The organism is Subtercola frigoramans (genome assembly GCF_016907385.1).
In the GTDB taxonomy this organism is placed as follows: Bacteria; Actinomycetota; Actinomycetes; order Actinomycetales; family Microbacteriaceae; genus Subtercola; species Subtercola frigoramans.
Map to the genome: position 1 here is coordinate 2,806,448 of NZ_JAFBBU010000001.1, position 26,877 is coordinate 2,833,324.

Genomic DNA, 26,877 nt, shown 5'->3' on the forward strand with positions numbered 1-26,877 from the left:
TGTTCAGACCGCCTTCACTGAGGTCAGGTTCGAGACATCGGTGTTCGAGACATCGGTGTTCGAGACATCGGTGTTCGAGCTCGGGGCTTGATCGGCCTTGTCGAGGTCCCAGGGGCTCGAGAGTGTGCCCCTGATCGCGGTCGCCGCAGCGACGAGCGGAGACACGAGGTGCGTGCGCCCACCCTTGCCCTGGCGGCCCTCGAAGTTGCGGTTCGACGTGGAGGCGCACCGCTCACCCGGAGCCAGCTGGTCGGGGTTCATGCCGAGGCACATCGAACAGCCCGCGAACCGCCACTCTGCACCGAACGCTTCGACGATCTTGTCGATGCCCTCGGCTTCGGCTTCGATCCTCACGCGGGCAGAACCCGGCACGACCATGACCCGCACGTTGTCGGCCTTCTTCTGGCCCTTGATCACCGACGCGAAGGCACGCAGGTCTTCGATGCGGCTGTTGGTGCACGAACCCATGAACACGGCGTCGACCGCGATCTGCTTCATCGGGGTGCCTGCGGCGATGTCCATGTACTCCAGGGCACGCTCGGCGTTGGCACGCTCGTTCAGGTCGGTGATCTGCGCGGGGTCCGGCACGTTCTCGCTCAGTGAGACACCCTGGCCCGGGTTCGTTCCCCAGGTCACGAACGGCTCGAGTTCGTCGGCATCGAGGAACACCTCGGCGTCGAAGACAGCGGTCTCATCGCTGGCGAGCGTCTTCCAGTAGGCAACAGCCTCGTCCCAGTCGTCTCCGGCCGGTGCGTGCGGGCGACCTTCGAGGTAGTCGAAGGTGATCTGGTCAGGCGCGACCATACCCGCCCGGGCGCCCGCTTCGATCGACATGTTGCAGATCGTCATGCGGCCCTCCATCGAGAGCGAACGGATGGCCGACCCCCGGTATTCGAGCACATAGCCCTGCCCGCCGCCGGTGCCGATCTTCGCGATGACGGCGAGGATGATGTCTTTGGCCGTCACACCGGGGCGGAGCGTGCCCTCGACGGTGATCGCCATTGTCTTGAACGGTTTCAGCGGCAGCGTCTGGGTGGCGAGAACATGCTCGACCTCGCTGGTGCCGATGCCGAAGGCCATTGCGCCGAACGCACCGTGCGTCGAGGTGTGCGAGTCGCCGCACACCACCGTGATGCCGGGCATGGTCAGGCCGAGCTGGGGGCCGACCACGTGCACGATGCCCTGCTCGACGTCACCCAGCGAGTGCAGGCGAATACCGAACTCGCGGGCATTGGCCCGCAGCGTATCGATCTGCGTGCGGCTCGTGAGGTCGACGATCGGCTTGTTGATGGCCAGTGTCGGCGTGTTGTGGTCTTCGGTGGCGATCGTCAGGTCGGGGCGTCGAACCGGGCGACCCGCGACACGCAGGCCGTCGAAGGCCTGCGGGCTTGTGACTTCGTGCACGAGGTGGAGGTCGATGTAGAGGAGGTCAGGGTTGCCGTCTTCGCCTTTGACGACGATGTGGTCGTCCCACACCTTCTCAGCAAGGGTGCGTGCCTGCTCTTCTGACATACTTCTCTCCACCTTAGAAAATACGCGTGACTATCCGCTCATTCTAACCGCGAGGGGTCTCGGTAATTCCCTTTCGAGCGTCGTGCCGCATGCGCAGCAGGCTCGCGATCGTCGCCACAGCCATCGAGGCGATGATCACGATGAGAGACGTGAGAGTGCTGATGTCGGGCGCCCACTCGATGTGCTGGCCGCCGTTGATGAACGGCAGTTCGTTTTCGTGAAGGGCGTGCAGAACGAGCTTGACGCCGATGAACGCGAGGATGAACGCGATGCCGTAGTGCAGGTACACCAGCTTGTCGAGAAGGCCGCCGAGCAGGAAGTAGAGCTGCCGAAGACCCATCAGAGCGAAGATGTTCGCGGCGAAGACGATGAACGGGCTCTGCGTGATGCCGAAGATCGCGGGAATCGAATCCAGCGCGAAGAGCAGGTCGGTCGAGCCGATCGCGATGAAGACGATGATCATCGGCGTGAAGAACTTCTTGCCGTCGATCTTCACCGACACCTTCGTGCCGTGGTAGTCCGGCGTCAGTGCGACTCGCTTGCGCAGGATGCGCGTGACCAGGTTGTCTTTCTGTTCGGCGTCGTCATCGTGGTTGCCGAACGCCTGCTTGAACGCTGTATAGAGGAGGAACGCACCGAAGATGTAGAAGATCCAGCTGAAGTTCTCGATGAGACTTGCGCCGAGCACGATGAAGATGGCGCGAAGGATCAGGGCGATGACGATGCCGACCATCAGCACCTCCTGCTGCAGCTTTCGCGGCACAGCGAACCTCGCCATGATGATCACGAAGACAAAGAGGTTGTCGATGCTCAGGCTGTACTCGGTGAGCCAGCCCGCAACGAACTCGACGGCGTGCTGGCTGTCGCCGATCGCCCAGATCAGCCCGGCGAAGATGAGGGCGAGCACGACGTAGAAGACGACCCAGAGTGTCGATTCCTTCGCCGAGGGGATGTGTGGCCGCTTGATCACCAGCAGAAGGTCGGCAATCAGAATCAGCGTGAGAACCACGAGCGACGTGATCTCGAACCAGAGGGGCAGGGCAGTCATTCAGTGGTGCCTTTCGCTGTCGGCCGCCGGTGATTCAGGCAGCACAAATCGGCGAAAGTCTCTCCCGCATGCTCCGGCAGACGATGCTGACCAGCCATGCCACCGCGACCGGGCCTCCAACGACGGAAACCGTACTGACGACAACGGTGAATCGGGATACTCCCCTTCATTGAGAGATTGTACAGGAACTCCCCCGTACCCTTCGGGTATGGCCAAACCCCAAACGACCATTCCTCCCCTCCTCAATCCTCGCGTCTACCAACCGCAGAGCGCCGGAGTGAAGGGCATCGGGTATCTCATTTTCTTCAGCCGCTGGCTGCAGGCACCGCTGTATCTCGGGCTCATCGTCGCCCAGCTGATCTACGTTGTGGTCTTCGTCATCGAACTGGTGCACCTGGCCGAGACGGTGATCAAGGACCCGTTGCACATCGACGAGGCCGTAATCATGCTCGCCGTGCTCGGCCTCATCGACGTCGTGATGATCGCGAACCTGCTCATCATGGTCATCATCGGCGGGTACGAGACGTTCGTTTCGAAGATCGACATCGACGGGCATCCTGACCAGCCGGAGTGGCTGTCGCACGTGAACGCGAACGTGCTCAAGGTGAAGCTGGCGATGGCGATCATCGGCATCTCGTCGATCCACCTGCTGAAGACGTTCATCGAGGTCGGCGACATCGGTGCACCCGACGCCGAAGACGACAGCGTCACCGGCGAGAGCTACACCGGCGAGGGAGTCTTCTGGCAGGTGATCATCCACAGCGTGTTCATCCTGTCGGCCCTGGCCTTGGCGTTCATCGACAAGATGTCGCAGAACCGTGGTCACGAGCAGTTCGCCGCGATAGGCGCGGGAGCGCCCTTCACGGAACTGCCGGGCGCTGTCGGTTCAGCAAGTGCCGGCACCCCGATCGCCGGTTACCTCATCGACGGCAGATTCGTCGAGGCGTCGCGCGTCACTCCGTCCGAGAAATAACGCAATCGTCGGCCCTGGATCAGACCGACGCACTATTTGCGTCGGATTGACTCAGGGCCGACGATTCGTCGCCATGACCTCTCACTACCGTGCGGACAGGTTCATGTGAAGTTCGGCCTGGATTCGGGTCAGTTCTTCAGTGAGCCGTTGCACCGCCTGGGGTGACACGGCCCCCTTCGCGGCGTGCTTGCGCAGGTCGGCGCGAACCTTCGCCCGGAACGTCGCGAGTACCGTCTCCGCCTCACGCAGCGCGTCGGTGTTGCCCCGACGCTGCTCGTCGGACGTCGGGGCACTCGGAGACGAAGCACCGGCGGTTCCTGTGGGCGAGCCTGATTCTGCGGAGGTGGATTCTCCCGCAGCGTCACCAGCCGCAGACCCACTTGGCGTTCCCGAAGACGGCCCAGCATAGCTGCGCCCGGTGTTCGCGCGGGTGTCGGTGCGCGACGCCTCACGGGCGGCAGAGGCGAGGTCGGCGCGGAGGCTCCGCATGGCCGAGTTCACGCCGGCGCGAACACTGTCGGCGAGCATCCGTACCGTATCTGTGACGTTGTCTTCGATCGAGTCGAGTTCGTCGCCGCGGGCGGCAAGCTCAGCGCGGCCGGCGTCGGTGATCTCGTAGATGGTCTTGCGGCCATCGGCGGATTTCGTGACGAGGCCCTCCCCCTCGAGTTTGGCCAGGCGGGGGTAGATGGTGCCGGCGCTCGGGCTGTACGTTCCTCCGAAGCGGTCGCTGAGCGCCTGGATCAGTTCATAACCATGGCGAGGATGCTCGGCGAGCAGACTGAGCAGGTACAACCGCAGGTGGCCGTGGCCGAAGACGGGGTTCACGCGCTGGCCTGCGATTCGTGTTCTGCGGCCGCGTCGGGTTCGACGGTCGCGCCAGCGTCGGGAGTCGTTTCACCCGAGGCCGGGGCGCCAGATGCACGCCGGATCGACGTGATGTCGCCCGAGACGGAATTGGCGTGGACTTCGACGAAGCGGCCGTCGAGGGTGCCCGTGGTGAAGTTGTTGCCCTTGCCGTGGGTTCCCCGGAACGTCGAGCCGTCAAGAGAGAGCACTCCGGAGACGGTGTTCAGGTTGTACCGCGCCCCGAGTTCGGCATCGAGACGCACGGTGAAGTCGCCGCTCACGGTGTTGTTGTCGAGGGTGTCGACGTCTCCATCGAGGTCGAGGAAGACGTTGGCGGCAACGCCGTCGCAGGAGAATCGGCGCACCTGCCCGCTCACCGTGATGTCGCCGGAGACGGTGTGAACGGCCACGACGCCATGGTGGTCGCTCACCGAGATCTCGCCATTGACGGTGTTAAGTTCGAGGTCGCCGGTGACGTTGTCGATGACGACATCGCCCGAGACCGTGCTGATGCGCGCGTCGTTGGTCATGCCCGAGATGAGTGCACTTGCTGTCACCACACCGAACTTCATCGCGACGTCACGGGGAACGAGAAGGCTGATGTCGGCCTTCGCCGAACCTCTGAACGACGCGAACACGTCGATGAAGTTGTCCCAGCGCAGTTGCGGGTGATCGATTTCGAGCAGGTCGCCATCGATCGAGACCTTCAGGTCTTTGCCCTGCACGGAGTGGATCTCGACGCGCGCACCCGGCTCGTCGTGGCCGATCACGTCGATCTTGCCGCCGATCAGACTGATTTTGACCGAGCGCACAAGCTCGAGGTCGATGATCTTCGGCCCATTCACGAGCCATTTCTCCAGCGCCATGCCGATCTCCCATCGTCAAACGCGATATATCGCGTGTTGGTATGAAAGAACGGTACGTCAGGCGGCGCCCCAAGTCAAGCTATATCGCGTTTCTTCACCGAAGCCTCGGTGCTGGTGAATGTTTTGCGCGCGCCGACGGCCAGCAGGCCCTGGCGCACGCGCACGCGTAACTGCTACTCGCGGGCAACGACCCGGGGATGATCGCGCCAAGCTGGCATCGTTGCCAGGTACTGCAGCGTGGCCCGCTCGGCCTCCTGCTGCGTCTCGCCCGGGTTCGCGCGAAGCTGCCACTGGGTCATGCGGCTGAAGCGATCATCGAAGCTCTGCAACGCGCCTGTCTCATCGGTGCAGTGGTCGCAGTACTCCCCGGATTCGATGGGCATTCCGCAACTCAGGCAGGTGAGCATGGTGCTGGTGTCGGTGCTGATCTCCGTACCGGTGGTGGTGTTGGTGCTGACCGTGCTGATGGTGCTCATAAGAATCCCCTCTCACTTGCGAACAACTATCGACCCCTGAGCATCTCTCGTCAAGCCCTTTTCGCGCTCCCTCCATTCCCTGTCGCAATGCCGGAGACGAGAGGATGATCGAACCATGATCCCCTCCGCCACCGCGCCCGTCGCACCGATGCTCGCGAAAGCCGTCGAGAGCGTTCCCGCACCGGATTCGGTGGCGGGTGGGCTCAGTTATGAACCCAAGTGGGACGGGTTTCGCGGCATCGTTTACTTTGACGGAACGACGGTCGAAATCGGCAGCCGCGGCTCGAAGATGCTCACGCGATACTTTCCCGAACTCGTCGCCGCGTTCGTCACGCAGCTGCCCGGCCCCTGCGTTCTCGACGGCGAGATCGCGGTCCGCACCGGGGCCAGCGGCGCCGAACGTCTCGACTGGGAGGCGCTTTCTGCGCGCATCCACCCGGCGGCCAGCCGTATTGCCAAATTGAGCGTCGAGACTCCGGCACTGTTCGTAGCCTTCGATCTGCTCTCGGTCGGCGATGTGAGCTGCCTCGACCGGCCTTTCAGCGAACGACGGGCCGCTCTCAGCGAACTCGGCACGCACCTGTCAGCGCCTCTGCACCTCTCGCAGACGACCTCAGATGTCGAGGTCGCGCGGCGCTGGCTCGTGGAATTCGAGGGCGCGGGGCTCGATGGCGTGGTCTCCAAGCCGTTGGCAGCTACGTATTCCCCGAACAAGCGCGTCATGCTCAAGACGAAACACCATCGCACCGCCGACGTGGTCGTGCTCGGCTACCGGATCCATGCCAGCGGCGCCGGCGTGGCCTCGCTGCTGCTCGGGTTGTACGACGACGAAGGGGCCCTGCAGAGCGTGGGCGGCGCTTCGGCCTTCACCGACGTGCGCCGGCGCGAGCTCGTCGATGAACTGGAACCGTTCGTGCTGCGAGATGCCGCGGGCGAGATCGTTCGCGGTGAAACAGAGCGCAACAGGTTCTCGGGCAGCAAAGACCTGTCGTTCGTGCGGCTCGCGCCCACCCTCGTCGCCGAGGTGCGTTACGACCAGATGGAGGGTTCGCGCTTTCGCCACACCGCCCAGTTCTTCCGCTGGAGACCCGACCGCGACGCCTCGTCGTGCACCTTCGAGCAACTCGACCGAGCCATCGCCTACGACCTCAGCGAGGTTCTCGCCTGAGACTCACTACTGCGGGTCGGCAGCGGCCGGCTTGCGGGCACGGGAGGGCTGCACCCGCGGGGGTTCGCCGGGCATCTTCGGGAAGTCGGGAGGGAAGGGCAACTCGCCCAAGCCCGCCTCGAGGTCGCGCGCCCACCAGCCGAGCAGCACGTCGAGGGTACCAGGATGCTCGTGCAAAGCCTTCCACGGGTCACCCACCGTACGCAACCGCTCCGGCACAGTCAGAATCGTGTAGCTCTTCGGGTCCGCCGCGACGAGTTCATCCCACTCGAGCGGACACGAGACGGCAGCCCCCGGCAGCGCCCGTGGGCTGTACGCGCCGGCCATCGTGCGGTCACGGTTGGCCTGGTTGAAGTCCACGAAGATGCGCGCACCGCGCTCCTCCTTCCACCAGGCGGTGGTGACGGCTGCGGGGAGGCGTCGCTCGAGCTCGCGGGCTGCCGCGATGACGGCGTGCCGAACATCCAGAAACTCGACCGCCGGCTCGATCGGCGCGAACACGTGGATGCCCCGGTTGCCCGAAGTCTTGACGAACGCCGTGAGCCCGGCCTCTGCGAGCACCGCGCGAAGCTCGAACGCCACCGGGATGGCGTCGCCGAAGTCGGTGCCCGGCTGCGGGTCGAGGTCGATGCGGAGCTCGTCGGGATAGTCGCTCTTCTCAGCGCGAGACGCCCACGGGTGGAAGACGACCGTGTTCATCTGCACCGCCCAGACTGCAGCGGCGGGTTCGTCGATGACGAGCTGCGGATGCGTGCGCCCACTCGGATACACGACCGGCACCGCCCGCACGAAGTCAGGCGCGCCCCTCGGCGGGTTCTTCGAGAAGAACTGTTCGCCATCGATGCCGCCAGGGAATCGCTGCAGCGACATTGGGCGGTCGCCGTTGGCCCGCAGGAACGCTTCGCCGACCTCGACAATGTAGTTTGCCAGGTCGAGTTTCGTGATTCCGGGTTCCGGCCAGAGCACGCGGCTGGGGCTCGACAGGCGCACGTCACGCACGCCGTTCGGGCCATCGACACTCAGCATCACCGCTTCGCTTGCCATGAGTAACAACATACTCGCCGAGTTCCCGGCGGTCACGGGGGCGGGCGTTGTGGACCGGTCGGGGAGGGGAGCTTGACTGCGCGGCAGACGGGAGAACGGGGGAAGAGTTGCTGGGGTGGTGTCGTACCGGCCGCTCGAGGGGAGGCATGATCGAAGGGTGACGACAACTTCGCGAATCCTGGTGCTCGACTTCGACGGCACCGTCTGCCTCGGCGACGGGCCGGTATTCAGCTACGCCCGCCTGCTCGACAAATCGCTCGGGCACGAGGCGATCTTCGAGCACCATGCCTCCGAAGTGCAGGTTCCAGGAGAACCGGATTCCGGGCTGCCGCCGCACCGACATGGGCTCATCCGTGCGGCGGTGGGCGCGTATCTCGATGGCAGCCAAGGGCCTGCGCGCGCCGAATCGCCCATGGAGGGGCCCCGGGGCGGCGATGTGCTGCCGGCACTGCTCGACGCGCTGGCCCTGGTCGCGGGGAGCGCAGACGGGTATGCGGCCGCTGAGAGGCTGGCCCGGGCATCCGGAATCACCGACGCCGAACTCTCGGCCGCGTACGCAGGCAGCCGCGACGAGCTGGCGTCAGGCATGATCGAGACGTACGCGCCCGCCGGCCTCGGCGAGTTGCTCGCGGGGCTACCCGAGCAGGTGCACGTCGTCCTCGTCACCAATGCACCGCGCAACGGCGTCGAGCAACAGCTCGAAACACTGGGGCTCGCCGGATTCTTCGACGAACTGGTGACCTCGGCTGGCAAACCGGCTGGCATGCGGGCCATTCTCGAAGGCTTGCTCGAGGCGCACGACCTCGCCGACTCGCCACAGCGGCTGCTCAGTGTGGGCGACATCTGGCGCAACGACCTCGAACCGGCCGTGGCGCTCGGCTGCGAGACGGCGCTCATCGAACGCTTCGCGGCCCGGGATGCCCGGCCGACCTACCGCGCGCCCCTCATCGAGCAGCTCTACCCCGCGATCACCGCTTGGGCGACCAGCTTCTGAGTTCTGGCCCCGCCACGGAATAGTCCAGGCACGGCGCCGCGTGCAGACTGCACGTGCGAATCCGCGTGGACTATTCCGTGGTCGCGTGGACTGCTCCGTCGTGGGCCACGGCTCGAACCGGGCTCGATCCCTCGGGCTCAGCCGTGCTTCTTGCCCCAGGCGGCAATCTCTTCGCGCAGCTCGTCTTTGCGCGCGTCGGAGGCGAACGACGCCGTGACCGAGTTCAGTGCGAAGCCGGCCATCGCGAGGTTGTCGTAGCCAAAGGTCTGTTGAATGGCGAGGTAGTTGTCGCCGACGTAGCCGCCGAAGTACGAGGGGTCGTCGGAGTTGATGGTGACGAGCAGCCCGGCCTCGATCATCCGGGGCAGTGGATGATCGGCCATCGTCGGCACACCGGCCAACCGCACCGTCGACAGTGGGCACACCGTCATGGGCACCTGCGCAGCCCGCAGCCGCTCGACGAGCTCGGGGTCTTCGAGGCTGCGGATGCCGTGGTCGACCCGCTCCACTTTCAGGAGGTCGAGCGAACCCGAGACGTATTCAGGGCCGCCCTCCTCGCCAGCGTGGGCCACGGCGTGCAGCCCCAGCCCGCGGGCGTGGGCGTACACCTGCTCGAACAGCTCTGGCGGGTAACCGACCTCGGTCGAGTCGAGGCCCACGCCGATCAGATCGTCCACCCGGTGGGCCACAGAGTCGAGCAGCGCAAAGGCCGACTCGACCGGCAGGTCGCGCAGGAAGCACATGATGAGGCCGCCCGTGATTCCCCACTCCTCGTGCGCCTCGGCGAGCGCCGAAAGCAGTCCGTCGATCACCGCGTCGACGGGCACCCCCCGGGCTGTGTGGCCCTGCGGGTCGAAGAACATCTCGACGTGGCGCAGACCCTGCTCGTGCGCCCGCGTGAGGTACGCCGCGGCCAGGTCGTGGAAGTCCTGTTGCGTGCGCAGTACCGCCCCGCACTCGAAGTAGAGGTCGAGGAACGGCTGCAGGCTGGTGAAGTCGAGCCGACTGCGGATGTCGTCGACGCTGGCGAAGGGCAGCTCCATGCCATTGCGCTCAGCCAGGGCGAAGACCATCTCGGGCTCGAGGGTCCCCTCGATGTGCAGGTGCAGCTCGGCCTTGGGCAGCGTGTACATGGCGTTCGTCATGGGTAACAGTCTCTCGTATCGGGGGGTTTCGATACAGCACGCTTCGCGCGCCTACTCAACCAACGGGGGCTCGAAAAGGCCGGCGGGCTCATCGACGCTCGCGAGGTACGCCGAACGCCGTTCGAAGAGCCCCGGTACGGTGGCCCGGGCTCGGGCGATCAGCTCCTGCACATCGGCCGAGAGCAGTTCGCCGCCCTCGACGAGCACCTTTCCGTCGACCATGGTCAGGTCGACATCGCTGCCGCGAACGGCGTGCACCAGGTTGTGGTGCAGGTTCGCGTACGGTCCGTCGCCGAGCAGCGGTGTCATGCGCGGGGTGTCAGTGCGTACCGCGATCAGGTCGGCCTTCTTGCCCGGTTCGAGCGACCCGATCTCGGCAGAGAGACCGAGCGCCCGCGACCCACCCATGGTCGCCATACGCAGCACGTCCCAGCTGTCCATGGCCGCAGCATCCATTGTGCGCAGCTTGCCGAGCAGCGAGGCGACCTTCATCTCCTCGAACATGTCGAGGTTGTTGTTCTCCTTCTCGCCGTCGGTGCCGATGCCGACCGCGACCCCGGCGGCCAGGTACTCCGCGACCGGCGCCATGCCGCTCGCGAGCTTCATGTTGCTCACCGGGTTGTGCGAAACACCGACCCCGCGGCGCGCGATCAGGTCGATCTCACTCGGGTCGAGCCACACCGCGTGGGCGATCATCGCCTTCGGCACGTCGAAGAAGCCCAGCTTCTCGAGCGCGAACATCGGCCGTGCCCCGTAGCGGCTCTCGAACTCGGCGACCTCGATCTCTGACTCGCTGCAGTGCGTGTAGAGGCCTGTGTTGTAGGCCTTGGCGAGGGCGATCGCGCGCGCCTGCCCGGCCTCATCGGCGTAGAACGGATGCTCGAGCCCGACCCACGGGTAGATGCGGCCGCCCGCTCCCCCGGTCCACTGCTCGAGCATCGCCTCGTTGTCGTCGAGCGTGTCGAAGTAGTCGTAGTCGGGGTGCGCGCCGACGTAGTTGACGGTGACCAGACGGTTGCCGAGGGCCTCGGCTGCCCGCGCACTGCCCTGCATGTAGCGCCACATGTCGACCACCGTGGTGGTGCCCGCGAGCAGGCCCTCGGCATAACAGAGCCACGACGCTGCCTCCGCCTCCTCCGGGCGCAGCACCCGGTGCATGGGGTCGATGTGCAGGCGCAGCCATTCCCACACCGGCAGGTGCTCCGCTGTGCCGCGCAGCAACCCGGAGTGATGGTGGGCGTTGACGAGCCCGGGCATGAGGAGCCGGTCGGGCATCGCCATGACCGGCACGCCCGGGTTCGCGGCGAGCAGGTCGGATGCCCGGCCCACCGACTCGATCACCGAGCCCCGCACGAGCACCGCGCCGTCCGCGATGATCTCGTTCGAGTCGTTCATCGTCACCACGAAGTCGGCGGTGAGAAGCTGCGCGGGAGGGTGAGTGGTCATTCGGCCAGTTTCCAATCAGCGAAGGTGAAGCCGGGCGACACGACACACGTGACGAGCGCTTCCGTGCCTGAGGGCAGCGTACGCTGCCACACCCCGGCCGGGATGATGAGCTGTGGATGCTCGCCCCGCTCGATCGCGGGCCCGAGGGTCAGCGCTTCCGTCGTCAGTGGCGCCTCACCGGAACCGCCGAGTTCGAGCCGCACAGAGCCCGGGCCGTGCCAGAGCCAGATCTCGTCGAACGCGACGACATGCCAGGCCGACGCCTCGCCGGGAGGGAGCAGAAAGTAGATCATTGTCGCAGCCGGCCGAGGTTCGCCGGCGACGACCACACCGGAACCCGAGGCCCAGGTTCGCCGGTACCAGCCCCCTTCAGGGTGCGGCTCGAGCTCGAGGAGCGCAGCCCGATCGGGAACGTCAAGCCATTCGATGAGTTCGCCGTCGACCGTGCGGCGGGCGAGCTGGCCTGGCTCTGGCGCCGAGTCGGTCAAACACCGACCTCCGCGGCCAGCGCCGAGGAGACGGAGAAGCGCTTGCCGGGGTGATCATCGGAGAGGTGTGCACCCTCTTTGCCCAGGACCTGTTCGCGCAGCGAACCCGTACCGGATTCGGCTGGCATGCGACCGCGACGACGGAGCTCCGGCACGACCAGGCGTGCGAAGTCCTCGAGGTCGGCCGGCGCGAAGATCGGTTCGAGCAGAAAGCCGTCGAGGCCGGTCTCGTCGACGAGGTACTCGAGCTGGTCGCAGACCTCGGTCGCACTACCGGTGAGCTGCAGCCCCCTGGTTCCGCGGCCGCGGAGCTGGTCGAGGATCTCGCGTACGGTCGGCGCGGGGCTGCCGTCTTTCGGCAGGAACCGGTCGATGTTGCTCTGCCCCATCTGACCCACCACGCCGCCGTCGTCACGCAGCTGGGTGAGGTCGCGAGCCGGGTCGAGCGACAACAGGTCGATGCCCGTGTTTCCGGCGTACAGCACCGCAACGACCTCGTCGGTCTGCAGGTCGTCGAACTCCTTGCGCTGGGCGGCCGCTGCCTCGCTCGTCTCGGCCACGGTCACGGTGAGCCCCACCATGATCTTCAGCGAATCGGGCGCGCGGCCCCACTCGGCCGCGCGCGCCCTGATGTCGGCGACATTGGCCTTCGTCGCTTCGACCGTCGTACCCTGCACGAAGACGCACTCCGCATTGCGTGCAGCGTAGGCACGGCCCCGTGCCGAGGTGCCGGCCTGGAACAGCACGGGCGTGCGCTGCGGCGACGGGTCCACGGTGAAGTACCCGGTCGAGCGGAAGTGCTGACCTTCGAAGGTGATGCGGTGGATCTTCGAGCGATCGGCCAGCACCTGATTCTCTTTGTCGCCCACGAAGCCGTCGTCCTCCCACGAGCCTTCCCAGAACTGCATGGCGAGGTCGACGTACTCGTCGGCCTGGTCGTAGCGGTCGTCGTGTGCCTTCATTGTGTTGTGCCCGAACAGTTCCGCGACGGTGTTCGCCGAAGCACCGGTCACGATGTTCCAACCGATGCGCCCACCGGTGAGGTGATCGAGGGTGGCGAACCGCCGGGCGGTCTGCAGTGGATGATCGAGGCCGGTCGAACTCGTCACCACGAACCCGAGGCGTTCCGTCTCCCTGGCGAGTGTGGGAATCAGCAGCGACGGGTCGATCCCCGGAAAGTTGATTCCGCCGCGGGCGGCCAGCTCGGGCAGGTCGCCGTCGATCGCCGGGAACCCGAAGCCGTCGGCGAAGAAGAGGAAGTCGAAGCCGGCCGCATCGAGGGTCTTGGCCATGCCGATCCAGAAGTCGAGCTCGTGGTAGCGGAGCGAGTCACTTCGCGGGTGGGGCCAGCTGAGGGTGCCACCGACCTGCGGGCCTGCAACTTCGAATACTCCCAAGTGGATCTGTTTCATGCCTGGCGATTTCCGTTCTGAAAGAGGATGGCCGACTACGGGTCACGGCCTTCCCCCAGTGAACCAAATGGTTCATGAAAGGTAAAGCCACGAAACAGATTCTTAACATGAGGGGAATCCGGGCGTCACACGACAGCCAGGCGCACTCGGGCGAGCAGTGCTGTTGTGGCGTCGATCGCCGCACGGTTGACGAGGTCTTCGTCGCCCATGCTGAGCAGGGTTGCCTGGAGCCCGCGCCAGAGTGCGACGAACTCGTGCGCGAAGACGAGGGCCACAGCATCCGGCACCCCTTCGTGCTCGAAGGCTGCTGCCACATGGGCGACCCACTCGGTGCTGATTGCCGTGAGCAGGTCGGTGAACTGCTGGTGCTGGAAGCCGGCGATGCCGAAGATCTCGAAGAACAGCCGATGGAATGGGCGGTTGAGAGGATCGGCAATGGTCTGCCAGGCGTCGAAGAGACGGGTGTCGAGCGGAATGCTCTGGTCGTCGAGATTCGGGATGATCGCCCGCATACCAGGAAATCTGTCTTCGGCCCCCGCGAGTGCGGCCACGATGACGTTCTCGCGGCTGCCGAAGTAGTAGAGCAGCATGCGGTTGTTCGAGCCGGCGGCCTGGGCGAGGGCGCGGAGGGTGAGTTGGCTGACCCCGTTCTCGAGCACGTAGCCGATGATGTTCTCGAGGAGTTGCTGCCTCCGGGGCTGCGATTCGCCTGCAGCAGCATCGCTCGGCTTCGGTTCAGTCATAGCTTCGACGTTAGCGATTCACAGCTTGGTGCACCGAAGGCAACGCCGCCGAAATGCGGCGGTAACAATCGCGAGCTAGCGTTTCGGTCACGATGTAGAAAAGTTTCACGGCACAACGAATGCTTTTCTGATTGAGCACGTCTCACACCCGACCGCACACACTGGGAGATCCCTTGAACGCCTTCACCCCCCCACCAGCCCTCAGCAAGCCTTTCGACCGGCGCTCATTCCTCCGCATCGGCGGCCTCGGCGCCCTCGCGATCGGTGGCACCGCCGTTCTCGCGGCCTGCTCGACGGGTTCGACCACCGCGGCTTCGACCGCAGCGGCCACCGCCGGCGCGAGCGTTGCTCCCGGCGCCTACGGCACGATCGCACTGCAGCTGTCGTGGATCAAGAACATCGAGTTCGCCGGTGAGTACTACGCCACCGAGAAGGGCTACTACACCGACGCTGGTTTCACCGAGGTCACTCTGCTCGCGGGTGGCGGCCAGACCGGTGCTGAAGAGACCCTTCTCTCCGGGCAGTCGTTGGTCGGCCTCTCGGGCGTCTCGATCACCGCTCCCTCGATCCTGCAGGGCGCGCCGCTGAAGGTCATCGCCTCGACGTACCAGAAGAACCCGTTCTGCCTCCTGTCGCTGGCCGAGAAGACGCCGATCAAGACGATCGCCGACCTCAAAGGCAAGAAGATCGGCGTGCAGTCCGGCGGAAACCAGACCACATTCGAGGGCTTCCTCGCAGCGAACGGCCTCACGACCGCCGATGTGGAGCTCGTCACCACGCAGTACGACATCGCCCCGCTCGAGACCGGTGCCTACGACGCTCACATGTCGTACATCACCAACGAGCCGATCCTGGCCAAGAAAGACGGCTTCACCCCCGTCATCCTCGGCTTCGCCGACAACGGCCTGCCCTTCGTGGCAGAGACCTACACGGTCACGCAGGACTCGATCGACAACAAGCGCGACCTGCTCAAGGCGTTCCTGGTCGCCGAGATCAAGGGCTGGACCGACGCGGTCAAGGACCCGGCCGGCTCGGCGAACCTCGCCGTGACCAAGTACGGTGTCGACCAGAAGCTCGACGTCACCGAACAGACCGAAGAGGCCACGGCGCAGAACAGCCTCATCCTGACGGCCGACGTGAACAAGAACGGCCTCTTCACGATGACCGACGAGCTGATCGCCGAGAACATCAAGTCGCTCGCCTCCATGGGAACCGTCATCACAGCCGACCAGCTCTTCGACATGAGCCTCCTCAAAGAGGTCTACGCCGAGAACCCCGAGCTGATCACCACCTTCACGCTCCCCACCGCGTAACCCACTGGGCTGTCGATACCGCGCACTCTCCGGTATCGACAGCCCAGCACTCTTTAACACCGCTGTACTGGTTATCAAGACCCGAGAAAGAGCAGAATAAGTGATGGTCACTTCACTCCCCGAGCAGGCGCAACTCGCCACTGCAACAAGCGATCCGGCAGCGATGCCCGAGCTTGCGACCGGCATCAACATCCAGGGCCTGACGAAGACCTTCTCTCTCGGACGCAAGACCGTGCAGGCCCTCTCCGAGATCAATCTCGGCACGAAGAAGGATTCATTCCTCACCCTGCTCGGCCCCTCCGGCTGTGGCAAGTCGACGATCCTGCGCATTCTGGCCGGGCTGGAGAAACCCAGCTCCGGAACGGTGATCGTCAACGGCAAGAGTGCCGCCGACGTGCAGCGCGGCCACGAGACCGGCATCGCCTTCCAGGACTCAGCACTCCTTCCCTGGCGCACGGTGGCAAAGAACATCCGGCTCCCGCTCGAGGTCGCAGGCATCACGCCGAGGCCCGGACTCGTCGACGACCTGATCAAACTCGTCGGTCTCTCGGGATTCGAGAATGCCAAGCCCGCCCAGCTCTCCGGTGGCATGCGCCAGCGCGTCTCGATCGCCCGCTGCCTCGCGGTGGAACCGAGCATCATGCTGCTCGACGAACCCTTCGGTGCGCTCGACGACATGACCCGCCAGCGGATGAACGTCGAACTGCTGCGCATCTGGGGCGAGAAGCCCGCGACGACACTGATGGTGACCCACGGAATCAGTGAGGCCGTCTTCCTCTCTGACGTCGTCGCCGTGATGAGCGCCCGGCCGGGCCGCATCGCTGAGGTCGTGGAGATCAACCTGCCGAGGCCCCGCCTTCCCGAGCTCACCCGAACGCCAGAATTCCACGCCTACGTCGACCAGATCTCCGAGATCCTCTTCGGTGCCCACGGCACGGTGTCCGATGACTGATCTCAAGATGGAGACCGAGCACGAACTCGGCGAGAGCATTGCGATCGACGCAGAGACCGCGCGCGGTTCCGCCCGGGCCGGTTTCCTGGGTTCGCTGTCGTCGATGAAGTCGATGCCGCCCTGGGCCGGTTCGATTCTCGGCATCATTCTCATCATCGTGGCGTGGCAGTTCATCGCTGTGACCTTCTTCTCAGTCACGGGCTCTGTTCCGCCCCCGTTCGAGGTGTTCGGGCAACTCGTCGCTGACCTCACCGATCCGATCTTCTGGAACGCCATCGGCGTCACGGCGACCTCCGCCGCCTGGGGCTTCCTCTGGGGCAACCTGATTGCGTTCTTCCTCGCCTTCCTCGTTCTGGTCATCCCGTGGTTCGAGGGCCTCTCTGTGCAGCTGGCCGTGGTGTGCTCGTGCATCCCTCTCACCGCCATCGCCCCGATCGTGACGCTGCTCTCGCCCGCGAGCAGCCGCACCACCTCGATCTTCCTGGCCGCGCTCAGCGTGATCTTCACCACGGTCATCGGTACCCTCCTGGGCCTGAACGCGGCGAGTGAGACGCAGCTCGATGTGGTTCGCGCCTACGGCGGCGGCCGGTTCACCCAGCTGCGCAAGGTTCGCCTGATCGCAGCCCTGCCGAGCATCCTCGCCGCTCTGAAGCTCGCCGCACCGGCAGCCTTTCTCGGCGCAGTGCTCGGTGAATACTTCCTGGTGGGTGTCGACTCCGGTATCGGAATTCTTCTGCTTGCCGCCCAGGCCACCGCAGCGTCGGTGCACCTCTGGGCAATCGCACTGATCTGCGCCGGTGTCGCGGGCCTTGCCTACTTCGTGATCGGGCGCATCGGCCGCCTCGTCGCACCGTGGTCGGCCGGCGATGCACGCGCAGGAGAGGGTTTCTGATGGCCACCGCTACTCCTGCCCAGGCGACCCGCATCCAGCGGCGCACCATGAACCCGCAGACCGCGGCGACGCTGAAATACGTCGTGCGACGCACGGCGACGAGCCTCGGCACCATCCTGGTCTCGGCGATCATCCTGGGGCTGCTGTGGAGCCTGGCGATCCAGCTTCTTCACGCCAGCCCGTTCATCGCCAAGACGCCAGCCGACGTCTTCAACTACCTGTTCGTCGACAATCCGAAGAGCAAGACAACGGCGCTCGAGAACCGCGAACTGATCGGCAGCCTGCTCTGGGTGACGCTCGGGCACGCCGCCGTCGGCTTCGTGTTCGGGGTGGGCGCCTCGGTGCTGATCTCGATCGTGTTCACGCTCATCCGCCCGATCGAGTTCATGTTCATGCCGATCGCGATGCTGCTTCGCACGGTGCCGCTGCTCGCGATGGCCCCCGTGATCTTCCTGGTGTTCGGCAACGGGCTCGTCACGGCCGCCTTCATCGGTGGCGTCGTGGTGTTCTTCCCACTGCTCGTCAACCTCACGCTCGGCTTCCGCTCGGTGAGCGCCCAGTCGGTCGACCTGATCAGGGTCTATGGCGGCAGCCGCCTGACCATCATGCGCAAGGTGGCGATCCCCACGGCCCTGCCGTACTTCTTCGCCTCGATGCGCATCGCGGTTCCGGGCGCCATCACCGGCGCCATGCTCTATGAATGGCTCTTCACCTACGAGGGCCTCGGCGCCGCCATCACCACGGCGAAATCGCAGTCGCAGTACAACGAGATCTGGGCGATCGTGGTGGTGATCACGCTCGTGTCGATCCTGCTGTACACGCTCGCGACCTTCGTCGAGACGGCGGTTCTCGCCAAATGGGGCCCCAACGCCGGCAAGTCGACCGGCAAGTAGGCCCCGAGCACCACCCCTTTCAGGCTCGCCGGCCGCCAGCCGGGAATCCGTCGCCACATCACGGCGCAGCATCCACCCAGAACGACACGAAAGAACCGTGATGTCACAGATCATCGACAAAGCCGAGGCTGGAATGAACGCCCGGCAGTACCACATCGGAATCGCCCCGGGAGAGGTCGGCACGGTCGCCCTGCTGCCGGGCGACCCCTTCCGCGTGCCGCTCATCGCCGAGTTCCTGACCGACGTGACAGACGTGGCTCACAACCGCGAACACCGCACCATGACCGGGTACTACAAGGGCAAACTCATCACCGCGACCTCCACGGGAATGGGATGCCCATCGACAGCGATCGCGGTCGAAGAGCTCGCCCGCGTCGGCGTCACTTCGTTCATCAGGGTCGGCAGTTCGGCGGGATTGCAGCCGGGTGTGAACCCGGGCGATCTCCTGGTGAGCGAAGGAACGCTGCGCAACGACGGCACCACCGCCGCCTACGCGCATCACGGTTTTCCGGCGGTTCCCGACCTCGAATTGACGCTGGCCCTTCGAACTGCCGCGCTGGCCCTGCCCGGCGCCGGCACCGACTACCAGGTGCTGTCAGGTCTGAACGCGTCGGACGACGCCTTCTACGCAGAAACGCCCGAGTGGATCGCCGAACTGAACTCGCTGGGCATCCTGAACGTCGAGATGGAGAGCTCCGCTCTGTACGTGGTCTCTCGGCTGCGCAAGCTTCGAGCGGGGATGATCTGCGCCTGTTCCTCGAACCTCGTCGACGGCACGAGCCTCTACGACCACGACCCGGCCAAACTGATGGACGGCTGGCGCAACAGCATCGTCGCGGCCCTCGATGCAGCTGTGGCGCTCGACCTGTGAGCGGGGCAGAAGTGAAGCGCCGCATCGTCGTCGACACCGACACCGGCATCGACGACGCGCTCGCGCTGCTCTACCTCGCGGCGCAGCCCGACGTCGAGATCGTCGCCGTCACCTCGATCTACGGCAACTGCGTGATCGATGACTCGCTGCGCAACATCGCCTACGTGCTCGGACTGGTCGGCATCACCGACCTGCCGGTGGCCCGCGGAGCCGCCAAACCCCTGAACGCCGAACCGCACATCGCGCACTACGTGCACGGTTACGACGGGCTGGGCGACGTCGTCGACATCGACGACCGGCCCATGCCCACCGGTCTCGTCGACCAGACTGCTGCGGAGCTTCTGGTCGAACTGGCCCGCGCACAGCCCGGGGAACTCGAACTCCTCACCCTCGGGCCGCTGACCAACATCGCCCTCGCGCTGCAGGCCGAGCCCGAGCTGCTCACGCTGTTCCGCTCGATCACCATCATGGGCGGCAGCGGGCCGTTCCCCGAGGTCGGGCAGAGCGACATGTTCGACGCGAACATCCAGAACGACGCGGATGCCGCGAACCTGGTCTTCAGCGCTCCGGCCACGCGCCGCGTGATGGTCGGCGTGAACATCACCTCGGGCGTCGTCACCGACGAACAGGACGTCGTGGCCCTGCACAAGTCGGGTACGCCCACCGGCGTCTTCGCCGCGGCGATCCTCGAGACCTACCTCGACTTCTACCGGCTGGCCTGGGGCCGGCGCATCAGCCCGGTGCACGACGGACTCGCTGCTGCGCTGATGGTGCACCCGGAATGGATCACGGCCAGTGTCACCGGCCCCGCCAACATCACCCACGACGGGTTCACCACCCGGGCGCGCATCATGCAAACCGCAGAGGGGCGCGCCGTGCCCTGGGCGATCGAGCCCGCCCCCGACACCATCGCCGTGACCGGCGTCGACACCGCCGCCTTCGTCACCGCGTTCATCCATTCCCTCATTCACGGTTCACCGAGCCACGCCAGCCAAGGAGGCACCACCGCATGACCGACACCACCACTCTCGAATCCCTCGCTGTACGCGATCTCACCGCCCTACCCAAGGGCCACCTGCACCTGCACATGGAGGCGGCGATCCGCCCTGAGACCCTGCAGCAGATGAGCGATGAGCTCGGTGTCGTCGTACCGATGCCCGACCTCTCGGTGACCTACAGCGACTTCACTGAGTTCAGCACCACCTATCGCGGCTTGCTCGCCGTGCTCTCGAAGGCCGAGAACCTGTTCCGTCTGATCGACGAATCGGTCGAAGACGCCGCTCGCGAAGGTGTGGTGTATGTGGAGTTCGGCGTGAGCCCCCACTTCTACGTCGAGACCTTCGGATCGACGGAGGCTGCGCTTCAGATCATGCTCGACAAGGCGGCAGAGGCCGGTGCCAAGTGGGGCGTCGAGATCGGTTTCATGATCACGGTCGACCGCACCGAGAGCGTCGAGGACGCCAATGCTTATGCCGAGATCGCCGCAGCCTTCGCTGGCCGCGGCGTCGTCTCGCTGGGGCTCGCCAACGACGAGCGCGGTTACCCTGCGGGCCGGTTCGAAGAGGCCTTCGCCATCGGCAAGGCAGCCGGCCTGCTCTCGACCCCGCACGCCGGTGAACTCGCAGGCCCCGACCAGGTGCTCGAGGCCGTCGAGGTGCTGAAGGCCGACCGTATTCTGCACGGGGTCACCTCGGTGCAGGACGCCGCGCTGCTCGAACGCCTTGCCGCCGATGGCATCTGCCTCGACGTCTGCCCCACCTCGAATCTGCTGCTCGAAGTGGTGCCGAACATCGACGCCCACCCCTTGCTCGTGCTGCTGAACGCGGGTGTGCGTTGCTCGATCAACGCCGACGACCCGATCCTGTTCGGCCCGAACATCCTCTCGGAGTACGAGCTGTGCCGCGCCGTACTCGGGCTGACGGATGCCCAGCTCGCCGACTGCGCCTGGAGCTCGATCGAGTGCGGTGGTGGGTCTGCCGAAATGAAGGCGAAGGCGAAGACGGGCATCGATGCGTGGCTCGCGTCGGCGGTGTAAGCACAGCCGCTTGCGCTGGCTGGCTGAGGTCCAGACCTCGCAACCGGCAGCGCCGAAAGTCGGCGTGAGGCAGTAGCGTGGTGGGCGTGAGCGAGAACCGGTTTCCGAAGCGGGTGTATGGCACCGGCGACGAGCCCGACCCGCGGTTCAGCCTCGCGAACGAACGCACGTTCCTGGCCTGGATCCGCACCTCACTGGCACTGATCGCGGGCGGCGTCGCGCTCGAAGCCCTGAGCGTGCCGATCGCCCCTGGATTCCGGCTCGCTGCCGCCCTCGTCCTGATTGCCGCCGGCATTCTCGCGCCCCTGCAGGCGTGGTTCGGCTGGGCCAGGGTCGAGAAGGCGATGCGCGAGGCCCGCCCGCTGCCGGGCACGCTCTTTGCGCCAGCCATCGCTGCGGTCGCCAGCGTCGTCGGGGTTCTGCTCCTACTGGGCTACTTTCTGCGATGAGCACGCCAGAGGGCAGCGACCGCGTCTTCGATCCGGGCCTGCAGGTCGAGCGCACAGCGCTGTCGTGGCAGCGCACCGGCCTCTCGATCGTGGTGGGCTCGCTCGTCGGAATCCGCGTGCTGGCACCCGTCGCGGGCTGGTGGGGCGTCGCCGCGGGGGTCGCGGGCGCACTGCTCGGGGTGTTCGTGGTGGTGCGGTCGAGCATCCGTCATCGCGTGATTCACGAACGACTCACCCGTGACGAACTTGCGCTGCTGCCCGGTGCCGGGGTGATGGCCGTGGTTGCGGCCGCAGTACTGCTTGCCGCTCTCGTGGCACTGGGTTTTGTTCTACTGCAGCGCTGACATCAGACGCTGACGCGTGCCGCGGCCTGTTTCGACGCCGTACGGGCAAGCGCATCACGGCACGCGAGAATCGCCGGCCGGCGGGCGCTGGCTCGGCGCACCGAGGTGAAGATGGTGCGCTGTGGCGCGCCCTCGAGGGTGATCAGCTGGGCCGTCGTGCCCCGGCCCGTCCACACCAGGTCGGGCATCAGCCCCACGGCATTGCCCGACTCGATGAGCCTGATCTGGGCCTGCAGGTCTGCCGTCTCGAACCTGACGTCGGGCTCGAAACCCGCCCGGCGGCAGGCCTGCTCCGCCCAGTGCCTCGACGCTGCACCCCGCGGCTCCATCACCCACGCCGCTCCGGCCATATCGGCGAGGGTGACCGCCGTGTCGGTTGCCCTGGAGCCCCTGAGCCCCGCTGGCGGCACGGCCAGGCGCAACCCGTCTGTCGTGAGTTCGACCTTGTCAAGCTCGGGATACCTCGGGGCAGCATGCCCTGGGTACTGCTCGGCGATGACGATGTCGAAGTCGCGGGCCCACGTCTCGTAGAGTGCCGTCTCGGGCTCGCGCTGGGTCATCTCCACCCGGAGTTGCGGGTGCTCGTGGGCGAGCAGCGTGAGCGCCCCGGGCATCAGGGCGAGCGCCGCCGACTGGAAGACCGCAATGCGCACCACACCCGTCGCCGATTCGAGGGAGGCGGCGAGGTCGGATTCAGCGAGCTCGAGCCGCTCGAGCACGGCCGTCGTATGCTCGACCAGGATCTCGGCCTCCGGAGTGAGCTGAACCCTCCGGCCGCTCTTGCGGAGCAGGGCAACCCCCACCTCCTTCTCGAGCTGGGTGAGTTGTTGCGAAACCGATGACGGACTCTGGTTGAGCGCTGCGGCGACCTCGGCGAGAGTGCCACGAATGGCGAGTTCCCGCAGCAGCCGAAGCCGCCTCACATCGAGCACAACACTCCTCTTTCGATACTTTCCGATCCTGCGCCGATTCCGTTGACATCAATCAGTAGAACTTACCGATACTGGTAAGAAAAGATCGCTTTATCTTATGGGATGGTCGATTCATACTGAACCGTATGACCGACATCCTGCAGAGCGAACACGACCCCCGCACGGCTGGCAGCACGGCCTCGCCAGACGAACGGCCCAACGACGGACTGCGCGCCGAGGCCCTCGCCCTGACCGGCGACGTGGTCGCCCTGGTTCGCCGGTGGCTCGCCGCGTCATCCACCGTTCCCGTCGACGCCTCGGCCGCCCAGCTCGCCGGCGTGCTGAAAGACCCGAACGGCCTCGCGTTCACGGTCGGGTTCGTCGACGGCGTCGTGCGCCCCGAAGACCTGGGGGTCGCTGCCCGCAACCTTCGCGCCCTCGCACCGAGGGTGCCCGCATTCCTGCCCTGGTACCTGCGCGCGGCCGTTCGCGTCGGCGGCACACTCGCCCCGGCCCTGCCTCGCCTTGTGGTGCCCGCCTCCCGCGCGGTTCTGCGCCGGATGGTCGGCCACCTCATCATCGATGCAACGCCGTCGAAGCTCGGCCGGGCCATCGCGAAAATTAGGTCCCGCGGCGTGAAACTCAACGTCAATCTTCTCGGCGAGGCCGTTCTCGGCTCCCACGAAGCCGAACGCCGCCTCGCGGGCACCCGGGCACTGCTCGCCCGCGACGACGTGGACTACGTCTCGATCAAGGTCTCCTCCACCGTCGCCCCGCACTCCCCCTGGGCCTTCGCCGAGGCCGTCGAACATGTGATCACCAGCCTCACTCCTCTCTTCGAACTGGCCGCGAAGGCCTCGCGGCCGAAGTTCATCAACCTCGACATGGAGGAGTACAAGGACCTCGAACTCACCATGGCGGTCTTCCGGGGCATCCTCGACCAGCCGCAGCTGAAGAACCTCGAAGCAGGCATCGTGCTGCAGGCCTACCTGCCCGACGCGCTCTCGGCGATGATGCGCCTGCAGGCCTGGGCGGCCGAACGACGCGCACAGGGCGGGGCGGGAATCAAGGTGCGCATCGTCAAGGGTGCGAACCTCCCGATGGAGCACGTCGAATCGTCGCTGCACGACTGGCCCCTGGCCACCCTTGCGTCGAAGCAGGCCACCGACACCAACTACAAGCGCGTGATCAGCTATGCGCTGCACCCCGACCGCATCGACAACGTACGCATCGGTGTGGCGGGCCACAACCTGTTCGACCTCGCCTTCGCCTGGCTGCTCGCCGAGCGGCGCGGCGTGAACCGCGGCATCGAGTTCGAGATGCTGCTCGGAATGGCGTCGGGGCAGGCCGAGGCCGTCAGGCGCGATGTGGGGGGTCTTCTGCTCTACACGCCGGTCGTGCATCCTGCTGAATTCGACGTGGCCATCGCCTACCTCATCCGCCGGCTCGAAGAGGGTGCCAGCACAGACAACTTCATGTCTGCCGTCTTCGAACTCACCAGTGACGACGAGCTGTTCGAACGCGAGAAGCAGCGTTTTCTCGCCTCGGTCGAGGCTCTCGACAGCGCCGTGCCGGCAGCCAATCGCACGCAGAACCGTCAGCACCCCGCCGTACCGGCCGACACCAGCGCATTTCACAACGCGGTCGACACCGACCCGGCGCTCCCGGCGAACCAGGCCTGGGGTCGCGCCATCATCGGCCGCGTGACCTCCTCCGAGCTCGGGGCTGCCGCAGTCGAGGCGGTGACCATCGCCACGGTCGCCGAGCTCGACGCCGTGATCGAGGATGCCCGGCAGCACGCCGCCGCCTGGGGCTCCCTCAGCGGGGCGGAGCGGGGTGCCGTTCTGCACCGCGCCGCAGACACCCTGGAGCAGCACCGGGCCGAACTGCTCGAAGTCATGGCTGCCGAGACGGGCAAGACCCTCGACCAGTCCGACCCGGAGGTGTCGGAGGCCATCGACTTCGCGCACTACTACGCCGAGCGTGCCGCAGAACTCGACGCCGTTGCCGGGGCGACCTTCGTTCCGGCCCGGCTCACGGTGGTGACGCCACCTTGGAACTTTCCGGTCGCGATCCCCGCGGGAGGGGTGACTGCAGCTCTCGCCGCAGGGTCTGCCGTCATCATCAAGCCCGCGCCGCAGGCCGCACGCAGCGGAGCGGTCATGGTCGAAACGCTCTGGGAGGCGGGTGTGCCGCGAGAGGTGCTGAAGATGGTGCAGTTCGAGGAGTCGTCGCTCGGTGCCGAACTCCTCTCCAACTCAAGGGTTGACCGCGTGATCCTCACCGGGGGCTTCGAGACGGCAGAGCTCTTCCGCTCGTTCCGGCCCGATCTGCCGCTCCTGGCCGAGACCAGCGGAAAGAACGCGATCATCGTCACCCCGAGCGCTGACCTCGACCTCGCGGCTCGTGACGTAGTCTCTTCGGCCTTCGGGCACGCCGGCCAGAAGTGCTCTGCGGCGTCGCTGGTCATTCTGGTCGGCTCGGTCGCCACCTCGGCACGATTCAACAACCAGCTCGCTGATGCGGTTCGTGCCCTGAAGGTCGGCTACCCGAGCGATGCGACCACGCAGATGGGCCCGATCATCGAACCCGCCAGCGGTAAGCTCCTGCGGGCACTCACCACACTGGCACCCGGCGAGAGCTGGGTGGTCGAACCGAGGCAGCTCGATGGTTCCGGGAGGCTGTGGAGCCCTGGCGTGCGGTCGGGGGTGAAGCGCGGTTCTGAGTTCCACCTCACCGAGTGCTTCGGCCCGGTTCTCGGCATCATGACGGCCCAGACACTCGAGGAGGCGATCGTGCTGCAGAACCAGGTCGACTACGGCCTCACAGCCGGGTTGCACTCGCTCGAGCCCGCGGAGATCAGCACCTGGATCGATACCGTCGAGGCCGGAAACCTCTACGTGAACCGCGGCACAACGGGTGCGGTCGTTCGTCGCCAGCCCTTCGGCGGCTGGAAGAAGTCGGCCGTCGGCCCCGGCACCAAAGCCGGCGGGCCTAACTATTTGGTGGGGCTCGGCAACTGGGTGGCTGAGGCCACAGGCTCCGACGCAGACTTCCTCACCCGATCGCGCGCCTCCGACGCCAGGGCCTGGGCCGGGGAATTCGGCGTCGCCCGCGACATCTCCGGCCTCAGCGCGGAGCAGAACGTGTTCCGCTACCGGCCCGTGCCCGTCACCATCCGGCTGAACGGGGGTGAATCGCCCGAGAAGCTCGCACGCGTCCTCTCGGCGGCAGTGACTGCTGGCTCCGGTGTCACCGTCTCCGCTGCCGAATCAGGCGTGCTGCACGACGCTGTCGCAATGCTCACGGCGCAGGAGGCGAGAGCCGTCACCTCGGCCGTGGCCAACGCGGTGACGGAGTCTGACGCAGAATGGCTGGACCGGGCATCCACTCTGCCCGCCGGGCGCATTCGGCTCATCGCCAGCGACCCGGAGGCGGGTGCCGTGTTCGCGAGGGCGAGCAACGGCCGCGTCGATGTCGCCGTGTATTCGAATGAGGTCACCGAATCGGGTCGACTCGAACTGCTGCCCTTCCTCCGCGAGCAGGCCATCAGCGTCACCGCGCACCGATTCGGATCGCCGACAGATCTCTGGCATCGGTGAATCACCGGCTGGGCTGAACGACGAAGGTGAACGGCGGGCCTGAAAGAGCTCTCAGAATGACGAAACAGCGGCGACATGTCGATGCGCCCTACAGTGGAGACTCGCCGAATCACCCGAGCGCGAGACCTCGAAGCCCAGTGGCACGGCAACTGCTGAAGGAGGTGCCGCTCGTGGCCAAACGCCGGATCATCGCGACCCGTAAAGACGAGTTCGGGTACATCACCCACGTGCGGTTCGATTCGGCAGAGGCGTCGGCGCTGCTGGCTGTTCCCGAGGTGATTCTCGACCTCGAGCTCGGTGATCACAGCTACTTCGTCGAACTGCCCGACCAGCGGGCCGTCGTACGCCACGCTCGCGACGCCGGGGGCACGTACCTGCGCGCCGACTGGGAGCCCGACGACCGCAACAACCTGCTCGACCTGCCTGACTGCTGAGGGGCCCGGGCCAGCTG

The 26,877-nt window shown here is 65.9% G+C and carries 26 protein-coding genes; 14 read left to right on the forward strand and 12 right to left on the reverse strand.

Annotation, left to right across the window (positions count from 1 at the left end):
• Positions 1–3 precede the first annotated feature (3 nt).
• Both leuC and JOE66_RS13115 read right to left on the reverse strand, forming a co-directional pair.
• Complete coding sequence (gene leuC, locus JOE66_RS13110) at positions 4–1,512, reverse strand: 3-isopropylmalate dehydratase large subunit (protein ID WP_239518305.1); 1,509 nt, start codon at positions 1,510–1,512, stop codon at positions 4–6.
• Between the two features lie 43 nt (positions 1,513–1,555).
• Entirely contained in the window at positions 1,556–2,560 is a 1,005-nt protein-coding gene (locus JOE66_RS13115) for a TerC family protein (RefSeq protein ID WP_205110094.1), read from the reverse strand.
• A 208-nt stretch (positions 2,561–2,768) separates the two neighbouring features.
• Here JOE66_RS13115 and JOE66_RS13120 point away from each other — a divergent pair, with 208 nt between their 5' ends.
• Entirely contained in the window at positions 2,769–3,533 is a 765-nt protein-coding gene (locus tag JOE66_RS13120; protein ID WP_205110096.1) for a TIGR00645 family protein, read from the forward strand.
• An 84-nt stretch (positions 3,534–3,617) separates the two neighbouring features.
• On the opposite strand, the gene JOE66_RS13125 is transcribed toward JOE66_RS13120, so the two are convergent.
• From JOE66_RS13125 to JOE66_RS13135, 3 genes are all read right to left on the reverse strand, one after another.
• Complete coding sequence (locus JOE66_RS13125; protein WP_205110098.1) at positions 3,618–4,361, reverse strand: PadR family transcriptional regulator; 744 nt, start codon at positions 4,359–4,361, stop codon at positions 3,618–3,620.
• Positions 4,358–5,248: a DUF4097 family beta strand repeat-containing protein gene (locus JOE66_RS13130; protein WP_205110100.1), complete on the reverse strand. Its 891-nt coding sequence runs from the start codon at positions 5,246–5,248 to the stop codon at positions 4,358–4,360. Before JOE66_RS13130 ends, JOE66_RS13125 begins: the two co-directional genes overlap by 4 nt.
• 173 nt (positions 5,249–5,421) lie before the next feature.
• Positions 5,422–5,724: a zinc ribbon domain-containing protein gene (locus JOE66_RS13135; protein WP_205110102.1), complete on the reverse strand. Its 303-nt coding sequence runs from the start codon at positions 5,722–5,724 to the stop codon at positions 5,422–5,424.
• Positions 5,725–5,839: 115 nt separating this feature from the next.
• On the opposite strand from JOE66_RS13135, the gene JOE66_RS13140 reads away from it, so the two are divergent.
• Positions 5,840–6,892, forward strand: a complete 1,053-nt coding sequence (locus tag JOE66_RS13140; protein ID WP_205110104.1) for an ATP-dependent DNA ligase — start codon at positions 5,840–5,842, stop codon at positions 6,890–6,892.
• Positions 6,893–6,898: 6 nt separating this feature from the next.
• Here the strand turns inward: JOE66_RS13140 and ligD are convergent, their stop codons facing one another.
• On the reverse strand, positions 6,899–7,936 hold the full coding sequence (gene ligD / locus JOE66_RS13145; RefSeq protein ID WP_205110106.1) for a non-homologous end-joining DNA ligase: 1,038 nt from the start codon (positions 7,934–7,936) through the stop codon (positions 6,899–6,901).
• Positions 7,937–8,093: 157 nt separating this feature from the next.
• Between ligD and JOE66_RS13150 the strand changes: the two genes are divergently transcribed.
• Positions 8,094–8,930 carry an HAD family hydrolase gene (locus JOE66_RS13150; RefSeq protein ID WP_205110108.1) on the forward strand — a complete coding sequence of 279 codons (837 nt, stop codon included), beginning with the start codon at positions 8,094–8,096 and terminating at the stop codon, positions 8,928–8,930.
• A gap of 137 nt (positions 8,931–9,067) precedes the next feature.
• On the opposite strand, the gene JOE66_RS13155 is transcribed toward JOE66_RS13150, so the two are convergent.
• The 5 genes from JOE66_RS13155 to JOE66_RS13175 all read right to left on the reverse strand — a co-directional run bounded on the left by JOE66_RS13155 (position 9,068) and on the right by JOE66_RS13175 (position 14,164).
• Positions 9,068–10,075, reverse strand: a complete 1,008-nt coding sequence (locus tag JOE66_RS13155; protein WP_205110110.1) for an adenosine deaminase — start codon at positions 10,073–10,075, stop codon at positions 9,068–9,070.
• A 51-nt stretch (positions 10,076–10,126) separates the two neighbouring features.
• Entirely contained in the window at positions 10,127–11,521 is a 1,395-nt protein-coding gene (locus tag JOE66_RS13160) for an amidohydrolase family protein (RefSeq protein WP_205110112.1), read from the reverse strand.
• Positions 11,518–12,009, reverse strand: a complete 492-nt coding sequence (locus tag JOE66_RS13165; protein ID WP_239518306.1) for a cupin domain-containing protein — start codon at positions 12,007–12,009, stop codon at positions 11,518–11,520. Before JOE66_RS13165 ends, JOE66_RS13160 begins: the two co-directional genes overlap by 4 nt.
• Positions 12,006–13,421, reverse strand: coding sequence for an NtaA/DmoA family FMN-dependent monooxygenase (locus tag JOE66_RS13170; RefSeq protein ID WP_205110114.1), 1,416 nt, complete (start codon positions 13,419–13,421; stop codon positions 12,006–12,008). The genes JOE66_RS13165 and JOE66_RS13170 overlap by 4 nt, the downstream gene beginning before the upstream one ends.
• Before the next feature lie 125 nt (positions 13,422–13,546).
• Complete coding sequence (locus JOE66_RS13175; protein WP_205110116.1) at positions 13,547–14,164, reverse strand: TetR/AcrR family transcriptional regulator; 618 nt, start codon at positions 14,162–14,164, stop codon at positions 13,547–13,549.
• A gap of 173 nt (positions 14,165–14,337) precedes the next feature.
• Here JOE66_RS13175 and JOE66_RS13180 point away from each other — a divergent pair, with 173 nt between their 5' ends.
• The 9 genes from JOE66_RS13180 (at position 14,338) to JOE66_RS13220 (ending at position 21,913) form a co-directional block, all read left to right on the forward strand.
• Complete coding sequence (locus JOE66_RS13180) at positions 14,338–15,477, forward strand: ABC transporter substrate-binding protein (protein ID WP_239518307.1); 1,140 nt, start codon at positions 14,338–14,340, stop codon at positions 15,475–15,477.
• A gap of 163 nt (positions 15,478–15,640) precedes the next feature.
• On the forward strand, positions 15,641–16,429 hold the full coding sequence (locus JOE66_RS13185; protein WP_205111996.1) for an ATP-binding cassette domain-containing protein: 789 nt from the start codon (positions 15,641–15,643) through the stop codon (positions 16,427–16,429).
• The gene (locus JOE66_RS13190; RefSeq protein WP_205110118.1) at positions 16,422–17,321 is read left to right on the forward strand and encodes an ABC transporter permease; all 900 of its coding nucleotides are present in this window, start codon (positions 16,422–16,424) and stop codon (positions 17,319–17,321) included. The genes JOE66_RS13185 and JOE66_RS13190 overlap by 8 nt, the downstream gene beginning before the upstream one ends.
• Positions 17,321–18,214, forward strand: a complete 894-nt coding sequence (locus JOE66_RS13195) for an ABC transporter permease (RefSeq protein ID WP_205110120.1) — start codon at positions 17,321–17,323, stop codon at positions 18,212–18,214. Before JOE66_RS13190 ends, JOE66_RS13195 begins: the two co-directional genes overlap by 1 nt.
• A gap of 100 nt (positions 18,215–18,314) precedes the next feature.
• Positions 18,315–19,085: a nucleoside phosphorylase gene (locus JOE66_RS13200; RefSeq protein ID WP_205110123.1), complete on the forward strand. Its 771-nt coding sequence runs from the start codon at positions 18,315–18,317 to the stop codon at positions 19,083–19,085.
• A complete protein-coding gene (locus JOE66_RS13205; RefSeq protein WP_205110125.1) occupies positions 19,082–20,098 on the forward strand; it encodes a nucleoside hydrolase in 1,017 nt (338 codons plus the stop codon). The genes JOE66_RS13200 and JOE66_RS13205 overlap by 4 nt, the downstream gene beginning before the upstream one ends.
• On the forward strand, positions 20,095–21,120 hold the full coding sequence (gene add, locus JOE66_RS13210; protein WP_205110127.1) for an adenosine deaminase: 1,026 nt from the start codon (positions 20,095–20,097) through the stop codon (positions 21,118–21,120). Before JOE66_RS13205 ends, add begins: the two co-directional genes overlap by 4 nt.
• Positions 21,121–21,206: 86 nt before the next feature.
• Positions 21,207–21,569 (forward strand): YidH family protein, encoded by a 363-nt coding sequence (locus JOE66_RS13215; RefSeq protein WP_205110129.1) that lies wholly within the window; start codon positions 21,207–21,209, stop codon positions 21,567–21,569.
• Positions 21,566–21,913, forward strand: coding sequence for a DUF202 domain-containing protein (locus JOE66_RS13220; protein ID WP_205110131.1), 348 nt, complete (start codon positions 21,566–21,568; stop codon positions 21,911–21,913). The genes JOE66_RS13215 and JOE66_RS13220 overlap by 4 nt, the downstream gene beginning before the upstream one ends.
• Before the next feature lie 2 nt (positions 21,914–21,915).
• Here JOE66_RS13220 and JOE66_RS13225 read toward each other — a convergent pair whose 3' ends face one another.
• Complete coding sequence (locus tag JOE66_RS13225) at positions 21,916–22,845, reverse strand: LysR substrate-binding domain-containing protein (RefSeq protein WP_205110133.1); 930 nt, start codon at positions 22,843–22,845, stop codon at positions 21,916–21,918.
• Positions 22,846–22,970: 125 nt separating this feature from the next.
• On the opposite strand from JOE66_RS13225, the gene JOE66_RS13230 reads away from it, so the two are divergent.
• A complete protein-coding gene (locus tag JOE66_RS13230; RefSeq protein WP_205110135.1) occupies positions 22,971–26,426 on the forward strand; it encodes a proline dehydrogenase family protein in 3,456 nt (1,151 codons plus the stop codon).
• Positions 26,427–26,596: 170 nt separating this feature from the next.
• Positions 26,597–26,860, forward strand: coding sequence for a DUF3892 domain-containing protein (locus JOE66_RS13235; protein ID WP_205110137.1), 264 nt, complete (start codon positions 26,597–26,599; stop codon positions 26,858–26,860).
• The last annotated feature ends 17 nt before the right edge of the window (positions 26,861–26,877 follow it).

Excerpts from the sequence above, each read along its gene's own strand:
- JOE66_RS13130 (WP_205110100.1), bottom strand. The coding sequence starts at position 5,248 with ATGGCGCTGGAGAAATGGCTCGTGAATGGGCCGAAGATCATCGACCTC.
- JOE66_RS13190 (WP_205110118.1), top strand. The coding sequence starts at position 16,422 with ATGACTGATCTCAAGATGGAGACCGAGCACGAACTCGGCGAGAGCATT.
- JOE66_RS13175 (WP_205110116.1), bottom strand. The coding sequence starts at position 14,164 with ATGACTGAACCGAAGCCGAGCGATGCTGCTGCAGGCGAATCGCAGCCC.
- JOE66_RS13185 (WP_205111996.1), top strand. The coding sequence starts at position 15,641 with ATGCCCGAGCTTGCGACCGGCATCAACATCCAGGGCCTGACGAAGACC.
- JOE66_RS13200 (WP_205110123.1), top strand. The coding sequence starts at position 18,315 with ATGTCACAGATCATCGACAAAGCCGAGGCTGGAATGAACGCCCGGCAG.
- JOE66_RS13220 (WP_205110131.1), top strand. The coding sequence starts at position 21,566 with ATGAGCACGCCAGAGGGCAGCGACCGCGTCTTCGATCCGGGCCTGCAG.
- JOE66_RS13155 (WP_205110110.1), bottom strand. The coding sequence starts at position 10,075 with ATGACGAACGCCATGTACACGCTGCCCAAGGCCGAGCTGCACCTGCAC.
- add (WP_205110127.1), top strand. The coding sequence starts at position 20,095 with ATGACCGACACCACCACTCTCGAATCCCTCGCTGTACGCGATCTCACC.
- JOE66_RS13230 (WP_205110135.1), top strand. The coding sequence starts at position 22,971 with ATGACCGACATCCTGCAGAGCGAACACGACCCCCGCACGGCTGGCAGC.
- JOE66_RS13160 (WP_205110112.1), bottom strand. The coding sequence starts at position 11,521 with ATGACCACTCACCCTCCCGCGCAGCTTCTCACCGCCGACTTCGTGGTG.
- JOE66_RS13135 (WP_205110102.1), bottom strand. The coding sequence starts at position 5,724 with ATGAGCACCATCAGCACGGTCAGCACCAACACCACCACCGGTACGGAG.
- leuC (WP_239518305.1), bottom strand. The coding sequence starts at position 1,512 with ATGTCAGAAGAGCAGGCACGCACCCTTGCTGAGAAGGTGTGGGACGAC.
- JOE66_RS13195 (WP_205110120.1), top strand. The coding sequence starts at position 17,321 with ATGGCCACCGCTACTCCTGCCCAGGCGACCCGCATCCAGCGGCGCACC.
- JOE66_RS13170 (WP_205110114.1), bottom strand. The coding sequence starts at position 13,421 with ATGAAACAGATCCACTTGGGAGTATTCGAAGTTGCAGGCCCGCAGGTC.
- JOE66_RS13120 (WP_205110096.1), top strand. The coding sequence starts at position 2,769 with ATGGCCAAACCCCAAACGACCATTCCTCCCCTCCTCAATCCTCGCGTC.
- ligD (WP_205110106.1), bottom strand. The coding sequence starts at position 7,936 with ATGGCAAGCGAAGCGGTGATGCTGAGTGTCGATGGCCCGAACGGCGTG.
- JOE66_RS13140 (WP_205110104.1), top strand. The coding sequence starts at position 5,840 with ATGATCCCCTCCGCCACCGCGCCCGTCGCACCGATGCTCGCGAAAGCC.
- JOE66_RS13115 (WP_205110094.1), bottom strand. The coding sequence starts at position 2,560 with ATGACTGCCCTGCCCCTCTGGTTCGAGATCACGTCGCTCGTGGTTCTC.